The organism is Rhodoluna sp. (genome assembly GCF_044232805.1).
Lineage (GTDB): Bacteria > Actinomycetota > Actinomycetes > Actinomycetales > Microbacteriaceae > Rhodoluna.
This window is the reverse complement of record NZ_JBIILG010000029.1, coordinates 1-13,541: the sequence shown is the minus strand read 5'-3', so window position 1 is coordinate 13,541 and position 13,541 is coordinate 1. Positions and strand designations below refer to the sequence as shown.

15 protein-coding genes are annotated in these 13,541 nt (G+C 49.4%); 7 read left to right on the top strand and 8 right to left on the bottom strand.

What is annotated here, in order from left to right:
• Positions 1–95 precede the first annotated feature (95 nt).
• The gene (gene lnt, locus AC9UES_RS04895) at positions 96–1,640 is read left to right on the top strand and encodes an apolipoprotein N-acyltransferase (protein WP_509527190.1); all 1,545 of its coding nucleotides are present in this window, start codon (positions 96–98) and stop codon (positions 1,638–1,640) included.
• The gene (locus tag AC9UES_RS04890) at positions 1,637–2,341 is read left to right on the top strand and encodes a polyprenol monophosphomannose synthase (protein WP_509527188.1); all 705 of its coding nucleotides are present in this window, start codon (positions 1,637–1,639) and stop codon (positions 2,339–2,341) included. Before lnt ends, AC9UES_RS04890 begins: the two co-directional genes overlap by 4 nt.
• Here the strand turns inward: AC9UES_RS04890 and AC9UES_RS04885 are convergent.
• Together AC9UES_RS04885 and AC9UES_RS04880 are read right to left on the bottom strand one after the other, a co-directional pair.
• Entirely contained in the window at positions 2,338–2,700 is a 363-nt protein-coding gene (locus AC9UES_RS04885; RefSeq protein ID WP_509527186.1) for an RNA polymerase-binding protein RbpA, read from the bottom strand. The two genes, AC9UES_RS04890 and AC9UES_RS04885, sit on opposite strands and share 4 nt — an antisense overlap.
• Before the next feature lie 94 nt (positions 2,701–2,794).
• Positions 2,795–3,571: a glycerophosphodiester phosphodiesterase family protein gene (locus AC9UES_RS04880; RefSeq protein ID WP_509527184.1), complete on the bottom strand. Its 777-nt coding sequence runs from the start codon at positions 3,569–3,571 to the stop codon at positions 2,795–2,797.
• Positions 3,572–3,573: 2 nt separating this feature from the next.
• On the opposite strand from AC9UES_RS04880, the gene yczE reads away from it, so the two are divergent.
• Entirely contained in the window at positions 3,574–4,176 is a 603-nt protein-coding gene (gene yczE / locus AC9UES_RS04875; protein WP_509527182.1) for a membrane protein YczE, read from the top strand.
• Between the two features lie 144 nt (positions 4,177–4,320).
• Here the strand turns inward: yczE and trpD are convergent, their stop codons facing one another.
• Positions 4,321–5,382 carry an anthranilate phosphoribosyltransferase gene (gene trpD, locus AC9UES_RS04870; protein WP_509527180.1) on the bottom strand — a complete coding sequence of 354 codons (1,062 nt, stop codon included), beginning with the start codon at positions 5,380–5,382 and terminating at the stop codon, positions 4,321–4,323.
• A gap of 81 nt (positions 5,383–5,463) precedes the next feature.
• On the opposite strand from trpD, the gene ctaE reads away from it, so the two are divergent.
• Genes ctaE through qcrB form a run of 4 tightly spaced genes read left to right on the top strand, consistent with a single transcriptional unit; the run spans position 5,464 to position 9,601 of the window.
• The gene (gene ctaE, locus AC9UES_RS04865) at positions 5,464–6,090 is read left to right on the top strand and encodes an aa3-type cytochrome oxidase subunit III (RefSeq protein WP_509527178.1); all 627 of its coding nucleotides are present in this window, start codon (positions 5,464–5,466) and stop codon (positions 6,088–6,090) included.
• A gap of 12 nt (positions 6,091–6,102) precedes the next feature.
• Positions 6,103–6,897, top strand: a complete 795-nt coding sequence (gene qcrC, locus AC9UES_RS04860; RefSeq protein ID WP_509527176.1) for a cytochrome bc1 complex diheme cytochrome c subunit — start codon at positions 6,103–6,105, stop codon at positions 6,895–6,897.
• Between the two features lie 13 nt (positions 6,898–6,910).
• Entirely contained in the window at positions 6,911–7,954 is a 1,044-nt protein-coding gene (qcrA, locus tag AC9UES_RS04855) for a cytochrome bc1 complex Rieske iron-sulfur subunit (RefSeq protein ID WP_509527174.1), read from the top strand.
• A gap of 3 nt (positions 7,955–7,957) precedes the next feature.
• The gene (qcrB, locus tag AC9UES_RS04850; protein ID WP_509527172.1) at positions 7,958–9,601 is read left to right on the top strand and encodes a cytochrome bc1 complex cytochrome b subunit; all 1,644 of its coding nucleotides are present in this window, start codon (positions 7,958–7,960) and stop codon (positions 9,599–9,601) included.
• 43 nt (positions 9,602–9,644) lie between these two features.
• Here the strand turns inward: qcrB and AC9UES_RS04845 are convergent, their stop codons facing one another.
• From AC9UES_RS04845 to erpA, 5 genes are all read right to left on the bottom strand, one after another.
• On the bottom strand, positions 9,645–10,031 hold the full coding sequence (locus tag AC9UES_RS04845; RefSeq protein ID WP_509527170.1) for a RidA family protein: 387 nt from the start codon (positions 10,029–10,031) through the stop codon (positions 9,645–9,647).
• On the bottom strand, positions 10,031–10,444 hold the full coding sequence (gene ctaF / locus AC9UES_RS04840; protein WP_509527168.1) for an aa3-type cytochrome oxidase subunit IV: 414 nt from the start codon (positions 10,442–10,444) through the stop codon (positions 10,031–10,033). Before ctaF ends, AC9UES_RS04845 begins: the two co-directional genes overlap by 1 nt.
• A 4-nt stretch (positions 10,445–10,448) precedes the next feature.
• Positions 10,449–12,137: an aa3-type cytochrome oxidase subunit I gene (gene ctaD, locus AC9UES_RS04835; RefSeq protein WP_509527166.1), complete on the bottom strand. Its 1,689-nt coding sequence runs from the start codon at positions 12,135–12,137 to the stop codon at positions 10,449–10,451.
• 12 nt (positions 12,138–12,149) lie between these two features.
• Positions 12,150–12,998, bottom strand: a complete 849-nt coding sequence (gene ctaC, locus AC9UES_RS04830) for an aa3-type cytochrome oxidase subunit II (protein ID WP_509527164.1) — start codon at positions 12,996–12,998, stop codon at positions 12,150–12,152.
• A gap of 118 nt (positions 12,999–13,116) precedes the next feature.
• Complete coding sequence (gene erpA, locus AC9UES_RS04825; protein WP_509527162.1) at positions 13,117–13,458, bottom strand: iron-sulfur cluster insertion protein ErpA; 342 nt, start codon at positions 13,456–13,458, stop codon at positions 13,117–13,119.
• Positions 13,459–13,541: the final 83 nt, after the last annotated feature.

The window sequence follows — 13,541 nt, the reverse complement described above, 5'->3', positions numbered from 1 at the left end:
CGGGCACAGGGCCGCTTTCAGCAAACGCCAAGGATGCAATCGACAAGGTAAGACGTGGGATCGTTGCCTACTCTTACTATGCATAGGCTAGAACCATGAGAATTTGGCAACGGTTCAGCGGTGTGGTCTGGAGACTTCCAACAGCTGTAGTCGGAGGTTTAGTTTCTTCACTTGCAATGCCTCGAGATGACATCTGGCCCCTAATCTTTGTTTCGGTTGCAATGATTCTTGCTTCATTACGGGGCCTTCGTTTCTGGGCTGCTACTGGAATCGGATTCCTCGCAGGCCTAGCTTTTTACTTGAGCCAAGTCGAATGGCTTTCTCTTTATCTGGGGCCAGTGCCGTGGATCGCTCTTTCAGTAATGGGAGCTCTCATTTTTGCGGCCGGATCAGGTGCTCTGGCAATTGTTTGGAGCTGGGTGGATACGCTCAAGCAGAGCTTTTATCGAAACACTTTGATTGCACTTTCGATTGCATCCATGTGGACTGCCAGGGAATGGACTGCGATAAATTTGCCATACGGCGGCTTTCCGTGGGCTCGCGTGGCGCAGGCACTCTCAGAGAGCTTTCTTTCCCAATTAGTGTTTTTCGTCGGCATTTCCGGGCTTACCTTCGTCTCGGTGTTTATGACGGTAGTGACGCTGCAGGCCCTAGAGACCGGGTTTAGAGCACTAAAGAGAAACTATCTGGGACTTGCCGCAAGTCTTCTTGCCATCGCCACAGCTTGGCTGTTTATCATCCCTACCAGCGCCGAATCTGGAGAGCTGACCGTTGCCGCAGTCCAAGGCAATGCGAATGCGGGATTATTCGCTAATGCGGAGCGAGGTACATTCCTAAGAAATCATGTAGAGGCAACAGCGCTCCTGGATAGCCATCCACTTAAAGATCAGGTTGATTTTATTGTCTGGCCCGAGAATGCGTCTGATCTTAACCCGCAGCAGAATCCTCTGGCGCTTGCTCAGATTGAAGCATTGGTTTCAACCTATGAAGTTCCGATAATTCTTGGGGCCATTACGGAGTCCGAGGAAGTATTCTTCAACAGCTCTCTTTACTACGACGTGGAGGGTTCTCAGATTGACCAGTACGACAAAAAGCGCCCTGTGCCATTTGCGGAGTATGTGCCGGACAGGCATTTCTGGAACCTGCTTGCACCGGACCTGATTGGCCTGGTCTCACGTGATTATGCCTTTGGAACAAGAGATGGCATTTTCGAATTGGATGGAAAAAAGCTCGGTGTGCTTATTTGCTTTGAGGTTGCAATCGATGACATCGGAAGAGAATTGGTGGCTGGGGGAGCGCAGATCATTCTCTCGCAAACCAATAACGCAGACTTTGGGAGAAGCGACGAAACATTCCAGCAGGCTGCCCTTGCCAGATTGCGGGCTATAGAAACCGGACGAACTGTGGTAAATATCTCCACGGTAGGGGTTTCAAGAATTTTCTTGCCAAATGGCGATGTTGTCAGTGAGCTTCCAAATTTTGAACCAGGAATAATGGTTGAGAAAGTACCCCTTAGGACGTCGATAACTCCAGCCATGGCAATATCGCCCTATTTTGACATCACCTTAAACATCATTGCTCTTGGCCTCTTGGTGGCAGCAATTGCCGGGCTGATAAAGCGTCGAGGAAAGACAGTTTGAAAACCCTCGTTGTGATACCCACCTACAACGAGGCACAGTCACTCGCTTCGACTGTTGAAGGATTGCTAACCGAGATAGCAGGAGTTGATGTGTTGGTCGTCGACGATAACTCAAAAGATGGAACCGCAGCAATTTCCGATTCTCTGGGAATTAGACACGCAAGAGTTTCCGTTCTTCATAGGCCTGCCAAGCAAGGCTTAGGTCCTGCTTACATCGACGGCTTTAGCTATGCATTCGCAAATAGTTATGAAGTTGTGGTTGAGATGGACGCAGATGGCTCGCATCAAGCCTCTGATCTCCAAAAAATTCTGTTGGCAACAACAGACGCCGATTTAGTTATCGGTTCTCGCTGGATCTCCGGAGGAAGTGTGCAGAACTGGCCAATTGCCAGAGTACTTTTGTCTAAGTACGGAAATGTGTATGCCAGGCTGATGCTGGGAACAGATATTCTTGACATGACTTCAGGATTTCGCGCGTATCGAGCGAGCTTTCTACAAAAATTGATTTCTACTCCTGTGTCGTCACAGGGCTATTCATTTCAGGTTGAGCTTGCCTTTAGAGCGTCCAAAACTGGTGTCGTCAAAGAAGTTCCAATCACATTTGTCGAGCGCGCAGAGGGTAGATCAAAGATGACACTCGGAGTCGTTTTTGAGGCACTGGTAAAGATTCAGCTCTGGGGTATTAGACGCCTTTTTGGCTAAATGTCGGCCTTGCCGGCTTTCCTACGAGCCTTGATGTAAGAAAGTCGCTCTTTCAAGATAACTTCCAATTCAATTTTCGATCTGCGCTCTAGGAGCATGTCCCAGTGTGTCTTGGGTGTCTTGATTTCTTTGATACTCAAGGTGATGGGTTTTCCGTCCTTTAGCAAAGTGCCAAACTCTGAGCAGGATTTGCACTGCCAGGTCTCTGGCATCTCGGCATCTTGAGCAAAGACAATTTCAGAAGAGTGCCCGTTTGGGCAAAGAAATTGGTACTTGGTCCTGGGGGAGTAGCTAACCCCTACTTCTGACTCAAGTGATTGAGTTCCGAGCCTGATACCGCGCATAGTCTGCTGAGCCAATTTGTTCTCCTTGTTTGCGCAGTTTTCGCGCTGAGGGGGACAACATAATCAGAAGCCAGAATCATCCCGACACTAAGGCTTTAACAGCAAAGTCTCAGCTAAAGACCTTGGTCGCGATATCACATCGGTCGGTAACAATTCCATGAGCTCCGAGAGCGAAAAGGCTAATCATTTCGGCCGGATCGTTTATGGTCCAGTAGTGAATCTCCTTGTCCTGGTTCAGCACAGCTTCAACAAAACGGGGGTGGGTGAAATCGATTCCGTACATTCTCGTCGGGATCTGCAGAGCCTGCACATCAGCCAGGGAATGTGCGAGTTGTTTGGTCATATTCAGTCGCGCCAGCATGTAGCTGGCAAGAACCTTTGAGCTACCTGCGGAAGATGTGATCGGAACAGGGGAGTGAGATAAGGCTCGAACTCTCGAAGCCTCGCTGAAGCTAGAAACCAATACCCGCTCATAAGCTCCATTGGCCTTGATAACCGCCATACCGGGGGACTCAGTGCTTCGGGTTTTGAAATCAAGATTGAATTTGGCCGTGGGAAATTTCTCTAGGGCTTCTTGCAAGGTTGGAATAGTTCCGCCAAAGGGGAGTCTGATTTGCTTGAGTTCACTTAGAGTCAGAGATGAAACTGACTGTTTGGCACCAACCAGGCGGGAAAGATCAGAATCATGAAACAGCACTGCAACACCGTCTTCGGTTAGTTGCAGGTCAGTTTCTAAATAGTCAGCACCGGCTGCTAAAGCGAGCTCAAAAGAGTTGATCGTGTTCTCATCAACAACTTGCCTTTCACCCTGGAAAACAAGTCCACGGTGGGCAAAAATGCGTGGTCTAGAGTCCGGAATTACACCCAGATAGCCAGTAGTGTTCATAGGTGCTCCATGAAACCAACCGTAGCTTGCCTCTAAGGCTGGTTACACTATTCGCTGGATTGTTTGTTTACGGGCTAGGAGTAGCCCTCACGGTCCATGCTGGCATTGGAATCGCCCCTTGGGACGTTCTAGCTCAGGGTATATCCATCCAGACTGGGTTGAGTTTTGGCGTTGCAACCGTAGCGGTGAGCATACTTGTCCTTATTTGTTGGATTCCGCTAAAGGTAAAACCTGGCTTTGCAACCGTCGCAAATGCTCTTTTGGTAGGACTTTTTGCCGATTTCTGGCTCATGATCCTTCCTGATCTGACTGCCTACTGGCAACAGCTTGCTGTTTTCATGCTGGGGGTAGTAGTCGTGGCAATAGCCACCGGTCTATACATCAGCTCAAGGCTCGGATCTGGCCCCAGAGACGGTCTAATGCAGGGGACGGCAAATGCTCTAGACAAGCCATTTTGGCTCGTCAGGACGGCTTTTGAGGGCTCTGTGTTGACAATTGGATGGCTTATGGGTGGTCAGGTTCGCGAAGGAACATTATTATTTGCTCTTACCATCGGTTACCTGGTCCAGATCTCTCTAAAGGCCTTCAAGATCCCAAAGGGCTAGTTTTAGTTGCCGTTTATGGGCGAGCGGCACAATTCGGTTGCTTTCTCGAAGGGCGAGCTGGGTTGGATAGATACCCTGGGCCGATAATGTACATTATGTCAACTAGCGGAAACAAGCCATTGAGCCCTATCCCCACGGGTTCTCTTACTTTGACGATTCCACCCATTGCTCGAGCTTTTGATGTGCATTGCCGGACTCTAGAGCAACTGTGACAAGTTGAATGGCGGATTCAAAACGAGTTGCCAGCTCTGAGCCAACAAGCTCTGGGTCCTTTGCGGCCCGGTAGGCCACCACTCCCCCCGCAGCGTTCAAAATCACGATGTCTCGAACCGCACCAAGGTTTCCTGAGGTCGTCCCGGCAAACAGATCCCTGGCAATTTGAGCGTTGTAGGCGGCATCGCCACCAATAAGCTGCTCAAGACTTGTTCTATTTATGCCCAATTTGCTCGGATCTAGCTCCCATTTGGTCACCAAATTGGGTGACACTTCCCATATTTGGCTACTTGTCGTTGTTGTTAGTTCATCTAAACCATCATTTCCCCTCGAAACAAGGCCATATCGGCCCCTTTGGGCCAGTTCTTGGGCCAGAAGTGGGGCAATTTGCTCGTTTGCGACCCCTAAAGACGTTGCCAGGGGTTGAGCAGGGTTTGCTAGAGGGCCTAAGAAGTTGAAGGTTGTTGGAACTCCCAATTTCTTACGAATCGGAGCCGCGTGCTTCATTGCGGGGTGAAAAACTATCGCAAAAAAGAAGGTTATTCCGGTCTCACTGAAAACTCGTGCCACCTCATCAGGCGCTAGATCGAGTTTTATACCGAGCTCCGCCAGCATCTCGGAAGATCCGGTTTTGCCAGAGGCCGATCTAGACCCGTGCTTAAGGACTGGAACACCAGCAGCAGAAGCAAGGATCGAGGCCATCGTGGAAATGTTCACTGTCCCGATCATGTCACCACCGGTTCCGACAATGTCAACAGCATCGTTACCGGTGTCTAACTTCAGTGAATTCGCCAGCATGGTGTCTACTAAACCCGCGAGTTCTTCAACAGTTTCACCCTTGCTTCTTAGTGAAAGAAGGAAACTCGAAACTTCAGCTTCAGGGGCGGTCCCAGTCATAATCTCGGATAGCGCCCAAGAGCTTTGTCCGCGAGTTAGGTCACGCTTTGCGAGCAAATCATCGAGTATTGCGTTCCAAGTTGTTCGCGCTGGCATCAAGTCAGCTTATTACCGAAACGCTAGACATAAGGCTCCTTATTGCCCTGCATGCCTGATTTCTCGGGTTATCATATTGGTATGACTTCCGCACAAATGACCCAAAATGCCCCAATCGTGATCAATCGCCCCAGCGCGACCTCGGTTGGAACCATCGTTTGGCTGGGTAGCGAGGTCATGTTTTTCGCGGGTTTATTCGCGATGTACTTCAGCCTTAGGGCCAATTCCCCAGCTATTTGGGCAAATGACACCCAAATTCTTGATGTCACCTTCGCCCTCATCAACACCTTGATTCTGGTTGCCTCGTCATTTACCGCTCAGTTCGGAGTTTTTGCCGCTGAGCGACTCCAGCCAAGAGCTACTGGCCTGTCACCGGTCAAGTGGGGTCTAGTTGAGTGGTTCTTCCTCAGCTATTTCCTGGGTGCAATCTTCGTTGCTGGTCAGGTCTTGGAGTACGCAACTTTGGTTTCCGAGGGAATCTCTCTGAGCTCAAACTCTTATGGCAGCGCCTTCTACATCACGACCGGTTTCCACGCACTACACGTAACAGGAGGCTTGATCGCCTTTTTGCTGGTGATTGCAAAAACATATGCCGCCAAAAAGTTTGGTCACCTGGAAGCAACCAGCGCAATAGTGGTGTCTTACTACTGGCACTTTGTTGATGTCGTTTGGATCGGACTTTTTCTTATCATTTACGTTTTGAAATAAAGAAAGCAATTGATGTCACTCAGAAAAAGAATTAACGGGTCACGCCGCTCTCCCCTAGCAGCGATTATCGTAATCGCTGCAGGATTGCTATTTTCTGGAGGTGGATTCGCTGTCGCAACCAGTGTTGTTGAGTCAAACATCGCAACCGCTTACACCGCTGATCAAATTGCTGAAGGTAAAAAACTTTTCCTTTCCAACTGCGCCAGTTGCCACGGCCTAAACTCTGAAGGGACAAAAGCTGGCCCAAGTCTTATTGGTGTTGGCGCAGCATCAGTTGACTTCCAAGTTGGGTCTGGTCGAATGCCAGGACAGGGATCTGGTCCTCAGCTTCCAAAAAAGACTGTTCAGTTCACAGAAGAGCAGATTGGGCTGATGGCAGCTTATGTTGCATCGTTAGCTCCTGGTCCTGCGATTCCAGAAGATCAGTATCTTGAGGCAACCGGTGACGCAGCTCACGGTGGAGAGCTATTTAGGATCAACTGCGCGATGTGTCACAACGCCGTAGGAGCTGGAGGTGCGCTAACCGAAGGTAAGTACGCGCCAGTGCTAAAGGGAGTTTCCGCCAAGCACGTCTACGAAGCGATGGTTACCGGACCGCAGAGTATGCCCGTGTTCAACGATTCCAACTTGACTCCAACAGACAAGCAAGACATCATCACCTATCTCGCTTATATGGATGAGAACGAATCTGCTGGTGGGTACGCGCTTGCAAGCCTGGGTCCGGTTGCAGAGGGATTATTCGTCTGGATCTTTGGCCTCGGTGGAATCATTGCGATTACCGTCTGGCTCGCAGCGAAATCGAATTAGAGGGAGAACTTAGTTGGCTGGCAAGGACTTAGAAAAAAGCAAAGAAGCTGAAGGCTTCGAGCATGAATTCGAATCGGGTCTTGCGGTAATTTCCGAGACCAAGATAAGCGATCCAGGTCTTGCACCTCACCGGGTTCGAATGACTGACAAGTCCCCCAAACATGCCAAAAACGCCGAGCGCCAGGTAGCGGTTCTGTTTTTGCTATCAGTAGTTGGAAGCTTCTTTGCGTTATGGGCCTACGTTGCATTCCCAATTACAGAAGACCTTGCAACCGTCCGCGCCAACAACTTGTGGCTAGGTCTTGGCATGACACTGTCACTTCTTGGAATCGGAATTGGAGCGGTGCACTGGGCGAAAACCTTGATGCCTGACTTCGAAGTTTCTGAAGCGCGTCACCAAACTCGTGGTAGCGAAGATGTCCGTGCCGCGGCGGTTGAGATTGTGAAGCTAGCCGATCAAGAATCTGGTTTTTCTCGCAGGAAGCTAATTCGCAGAACGATGTACGGAGCTCTTGCTTTGTTCCCCCTCCCAGCACTAATAGTGTTTGGTGATTTGGGTCCCGTTGTCGGTGACAGCCTGAGACACACAATGTGGAAGAAGGGCACCAGGCTAACTAAGGACCCAACTGGGATTCCAATTAAGGCTTCCGATGTAACCTTGGGCTCTGTATTCCACGTGATTCCAGAAGGTCTTGCCGAGATGCACGAGCACAAGCTTGAAGAAAAAGCCAAGGCTGCTGTTTTGCTTGTTCGTTTGAACCAGGAAGATCTAAAGGAAGATGAAGCCAAGAAGAGTTGGTCATACGATGGCATCGTTGCTTATTCAAAGATTTGCACACATGTTGGCTGCCCGGTTGCTCTTTACGAGCAGCACACACATCACTTGCTATGCCCATGTCATCAGTCAACATTCGATGTCACTGAACACTGCAAGGTGGTATTCGGTCCAGCATCTCGATCACTTCCGCAACTTCCAATTACGGTTGATGCAGAAGGTTACCTAATCGCACAAAGCGATTTCCTAGAACCAGTCGGCCCTAGCTTTTGGGAGCGTTAGAAAATGACAACTGCAGTTAGTGAAAAGAAACCAGAAGGCGCACTAGCCTCAACCGCAAACTACCTTGACGAGCGTCTGGGTGTTGGAAGTATCTTAAAAAACTTTGGACGGAAGGTCTTCCCCGACCACTGGTCCTTCATGCTCGGTGAGGTAGCTCTTTACAGCTTTGTCATTTTGCTTATCTCAGGAACCTTTCTAACTTTCTTCTACCAACCAGCGATGACTGAGGTTATCTACGATGGCTCCTACGTGCCACTAAAGGGCGCCCAAGTTTCTATTGCCTACGCTTCTTCGCTTGACATCTCGTTTGAAATCCGAGGCGGAATGCTGATGCGTCAGGTCCACCATTGGTCGGCCTTGTTGTTCGTTGCCGCTGCGGGGCTTCACATGCTTAGAGTTTTCTTCACCGGAGCATTTCGCAAGCCACGCGAAATTAACTGGTTGGTTGGTTTCATGCTCTTCATCTTGGGTATGGCAGCCGGATTCACTGGCTACTCACTTCCAGACGACCTTTTGTCTGGAAACGGTCTTCGCATTATCGATGGAATGATCAAGGGAATCCCGGTTATTGGAACCAGTATTTCAGCCGGGTTGTTTGGTGGCGAGTTCCCAGGAACTGAAATTGTCGCCAGACTCTATGGTCTTCACATCCTTTTGGTCCCTGCGCTTATTCTTATATTTATTGCCATTCACCTTTTCATGGTGGTCATTCATAAACACACCCACTACTCCGGCCCAGGTAGAACTGACGAGAACGTCGTTGGCTATCCGTTGATGCCGGTATACGTAGCTAAGGCTGGTGGATTCTTCTTCATCGTGTTTGCGGTTGTGATGTTGATTTCTGCAACTTTCACAATCAACCCGATTTGGAACTACGGTCCATATGACCCCTCCCCCGTTTCCGCAGGAACCCAGCCTGACTGGTACATCGGTTGGCTAGATGGCGCCCTGCGTTTAGCGCCAACTGGATTAGACATTTCTTTCTTGGGCCATACTTACCCGTTTGGTGTTCTGATTCCACTGGTAGGAAGCCTTGTCTTCCTAGGGTTGGTTGCGGTCTATCCGTTCATCGAAGCCTGGGTTACTGCTGACAAGCGTGAGCACCACGTTCTAGACCGGCCAAGAAACGCACCTACCCGCACAGCTATCGGTGCTGCCGGAGTAACTTTCTACGGTGTGCTCTGGGCAGCAGCTTCGACAGACTTGATCGCTACCTTCTTCCAGGTTTCCCTGAACCAGGTTCTGGTTTCTATGCAAGTCATGCTGATTGTTGGACCGATCTTTGCCTACATCGTTACTAAGAGAACCTGTTTGTCCTTGCAGCGTAAGGACAGAGAGATTGTCCTACACGGTAGAGAAACAGGACGCATCGTCCGTCTGCCACACGGTGAATACATCGAGGTGCACGAGCCGTTGGATAAATTTGAAATGTACAAACTAGTTGACTTCAAGGACTACAGGCCAACAATTGTTAGGCCCAATGAAAAGGGCAAGATCACGGTTGGCACCCGAATCCGATCTGCTCTATCTAGAATCTACTTCGAGGATCGGATCTCTCCGGTTTCCCAGGCTGAATTGAATGAGGCGCAGGCCCATGATCATTCGCCTGCTCTCGAGGCAACAAAGCAAGAGCAGCTCTCAAAATAGCTAAATAGAATAACCCCGGGCATTAGCTGGGGTTATTTCATTATCAGGGTCTGTATGAATCGACTTCGATCTCAACCAACATTGCCTCGTTGATAAATTTGATTCCAGCAAGCATTGTCGCAGCTGGTCTAATTGCTGAAAAAAGCTCCCCGTGAACACGGCCTACGGCGTCCATGTCTTCAGCGTTTGCTAGATACATTCTGGTTCTGACAACATCTTGGAGGCTGTGTCCTCCGGACAAAAGAGCTTTCTCGATAACTTGGAATGCGACCTTAGCTTGTCCATAGGCGTCTCCCTCATGCTGCAGCACACCATCAACTGTCGCGGTTGAACCGGAAACGTGAATGTAAGGGCCCGCTACAACCGCCCTGGAATACCCGATTGATTCTTCCCAGGGTCCTCCTGAGGAGATTTTCTTATCTGCAGCCACTAGTGTGCAAAATGTCCGCGGTTATGTTCGAAAACGAAACCAACAACACCAATCAACGCCAATGGCACCGCTATAAAGGTCAGCCACCAACCCACGGCCAACGACGCAAAAGCAAGAGCTGAAGCAGCTCCAACAAATATCGGCCACCAGCTCCAGGGCGAGAAGAAGCCCAGCTCGGACTCCCCGTCTTCGATATTCGCATCTGGGCGATCTTCTGGAACAAACCCCTGAGTTCTATCTGTTTTCCAAAGGTAGAAGGTAATAAATGTGCTCATCAACGTGAGCATTCCGAGGGCTGCTGTCCCAATTGGCTCCCAACCCCCGTAGGTAAGAGACCACCAGACTGCGTAAACGCCCGTTATCAACGCAAAGAAAGCGGTCATGATCGACCACATGCTCACATTGGCCTTCATTTCCCTACTTCCTTTCTTCGCTAGCTGCAGCCTTCGCTTCAGCAGATGCGTGTTCCGGATGATGCAGATCGAAAGCAGGCGATTCTGATCTAATTCTTGGAATTGAGTGGAAGTTGTGACGAGGGAATGGGCTTGCTGTGGCCCACTCAAGGCTTCTTCCATAGCCCCATGGGTCATCCAGGGTAACGGTAGGTGCCCTACGAGCGGTGACGTATAGGTTCCACAAGAACGGAATCATCGAGAGTGCTAACAGCACAGACCCGCCCGTGGAAACCATGTTCATCCAGGTGAAGCCATCCTCTGGAAGGTAAGTTGCATACCTTCTTGGCATACCAATAACACCAAGCCAGTGCTGCACTAGGAAGGTGATATGGAAACCAAAGAACAGAATCCAGAACTGGATCTTTCCAAGGCGCTCGTCCAGCATCTTGCCGGTGAACTTTGGCCACCAGAAGAAGAATCCTGCAAACATAGCGAACACCACTGTTCCAAACACCACGTAGTGAAAGTGAGCAACAACGAAGTAGCTATCCGACAAGTGGAAAGTTAGCGGAGGTGAAGCGAGAATAACTCCGGTCAAACCACCAAAGATAAATGTGGTTAGAAAGCCAAGGCTGTAAAGCATTGGAGTTTCAAACGTAATTGACCCTCGCCACATAGTCCCAATCCAGTTGAATATCTTTACACCAGTCGGAACCGCAATCAGCATCGTCGTGAAAGCGAAGAACGGAAGCAGTACAGAACCGGTTACGTACATGTGGTGGGCCCAAACAGTCATCGACAAGGCGGCTATTGCAATCGTTGCAAAAATCAGTGTCTTGTAACCAAATACTGGCTTTCGACTAAAGACCGGGAAAATCTCGGAAACGATTCCAAAAAATGGCAACGCGATGATGTAAACCTCAGGGTGTCCAAAGAACCAGAACAAATGCTGCCACAGCATTGGGCCACCATTTACGGGATCAAAGATATGTGCGCCAAACCTTCGATCTGCTCCAAGAGCAAACAACGCCGCTGCTAGAGGTGGGAAGGCCATGATTACCAAGATCGAAGTAACCAAGGTGTTCCAAGTGAAGATTGGCATGCGGAACATGGTCATTCCCGGAGCACGCATGGTCAAAATGGTTGTGATGAAGTTCACTCCACCCATGATCGTTCCAAAACCGCTCAAAGCTAGGCCGAATACCCAGAGGTCTCCACCTAGTCCCGGTGAGAACGTCGCATTGGATAATGGCGCATAGGCAAACCACCCAAACGATGCTGCACCTTGTGGGGTAAAGAATCCAGATACAGCGACCAGGCTTCCGAAGAAGAAGAACCAGAAAGCGATTGCGTTTAGCCTAGGAAAGGCAACATCTGGTGCGCCAATTTGGACGGGCATAAGCACGTTAGCGAAGCCAGCGAACAGCGGGGTTGCAAACATCAAAAGCATGATGGTTCCGTGCATGGTAAAGAGCTGGTTGTACTGCTCTTTGGTCTGCACGATGTCTAGCCCTGGAAGCGTCAACTGAGCTCGAATTAGCAGAGCCATAACTCCAGCAATGAGGAAGTAGATGAAGGAAGTAATTAGATAGAGGTAGCCGATTTTCTTGTGATCAGTTGTGGTTATCCAATCGACAATTATTTCACCCTTGGACTTTTTGCCTGGGAATTGGTATCCCCCGCTGGTGCGACTGTCGGTTAAAGTTGCCATTCGCCTTTTCCTCTAATCTCTATTTTCAGGGTCGTCACCAGGAAGATTTTGGTTTCTACCGAGTGAAGTGTCAAGCTGGCCGGTTTGTCCCTTGGCTGCCAAGCTAGAAAGATAACTGTCGTACTCAGCTTGGGAAACTACTTTTACCTGGAAGAGCATCATCGAGTGGTACTCACCGCACAGCTCGGCACATCTACCTACATATGTACCTTCAACTTGAGGAGTTACATACATGTGGTTTGTTTTTCCAGGGAACATATCTTTTTTGTATAGGAAATCAATCACCCAGAACGAGTGAATAACGTCTCGCGAAGAAAGATCTATTTGGATAGTTTTTCCAACCGGGAGGTAAAGAGCTGGCAATGTTTCAGGAACCCCAGCTTGCCCATCGAACTGCGCTTGAATTCCAGATTCGTAAACATTGGCGTCAACGTAGTTGAAGTCCCAGCTCCATTGCTTTCCAATAACCTGGATCACGACGTCTGGGTTCTCCGTGGGTTGTTCGATTGCGGCTATGTCTCTGGCCGTGAAGGCAAAGAACCCAATGACCAGAACCAATGGAATCACTGTAAAAAGAACTTCGATTGGGTTGTTGTAGCGAAGCTGCGCTGGTATGCCCGTCTCGCCCTTGCGGCGACGATAAACCAGGATGGCCCAGCCCATTAGAGCCCAAGCTATTACTCCCACCAGCCAGAGAATGATCCAGGCGGTAGTCCAAAGCCCTACAATTCGGTCCGTGTGATTTGTTACCCCTGGCACGCCAGGCAGCCATCCCCGCGCAAATTCAGCGGTGCAACCACTTAATAGAAGAACTAGGCCCGTGGCTGCTGGAATTGCTAACCATTTTGAACGATTCTTCAATTAAAACTAGTCCTTTGGCTGTGTATAGCTTGTTGCTTAAGTCTAAGTCAGTGACTTCCGAATCCGCGCCAAAACACCAATAAACACTTGGGGTATTGGAGGTTTAGGCAATCATTAGTTAGTTGAAAGAATCGCCACAAGCGCATGAACCAGCTGCGTTTGGGTTGTCAATCGTGAAGCCTTGCTTTTGGATGGTGTCCTCAAAATCAATCGATGCACCTTCAAGATAAGGAACGCTCATTTTGTCGACAACAACCTCAACATCGTCAAACTTTGCTATCGCATCGGTCTCTTCTAGCACCTCATCAAAGAAAAGTTGATAGATCAATCCAGAGCAACCACCAGGCTGAACTGAAACTCTCAGGCGAAGATCATCTCGCCCTTCTGCGCTTATGAGGCTTCTAACCTTGCTTTTCGCAGTATCGGTGAGCTTTACGCCGTGGGTAAGGGTTTGTTCCATTGAAATCTCCTTGGAGTAGCTTCTTTGTTGTTTCAGTCTATCCCAGCTCTTGGAATTAGAGCTGAACTTGGTTTGCGCCAACC

Excerpts from the sequence above, each read along its gene's own strand:
- ctaE (WP_509527178.1), top strand. The coding sequence starts at position 5,464 with ATGACTTCCGCACAAATGACCCAAAATGCCCCAATCGTGATCAATCGC.
- AC9UES_RS04880 (WP_509527184.1), bottom strand. The coding sequence starts at position 3,571 with ATGAACACTACTGGCTATCTGGGTGTAATTCCGGACTCTAGACCACGC.
- erpA (WP_509527162.1), bottom strand. The coding sequence starts at position 13,458 with ATGGAACAAACCCTTACCCACGGCGTAAAGCTCACCGATACTGCGAAA.
- ctaF (WP_509527168.1), bottom strand. The coding sequence starts at position 10,444 with ATGAAGGCCAATGTGAGCATGTGGTCGATCATGACCGCTTTCTTTGCG.
- qcrB (WP_509527172.1), top strand. The coding sequence starts at position 7,958 with ATGACAACTGCAGTTAGTGAAAAGAAACCAGAAGGCGCACTAGCCTCA.
- ctaD (WP_509527166.1), bottom strand. The coding sequence starts at position 12,137 with ATGGCAACTTTAACCGACAGTCGCACCAGCGGGGGATACCAATTCCCA.
- lnt (WP_509527190.1), top strand. The coding sequence starts at position 96 with ATGAGAATTTGGCAACGGTTCAGCGGTGTGGTCTGGAGACTTCCAACA.
- qcrC (WP_509527176.1), top strand. The coding sequence starts at position 6,103 with ATGTCACTCAGAAAAAGAATTAACGGGTCACGCCGCTCTCCCCTAGCA.
- trpD (WP_509527180.1), bottom strand. The coding sequence starts at position 5,382 with ATGCCAGCGCGAACAACTTGGAACGCAATACTCGATGATTTGCTCGCA.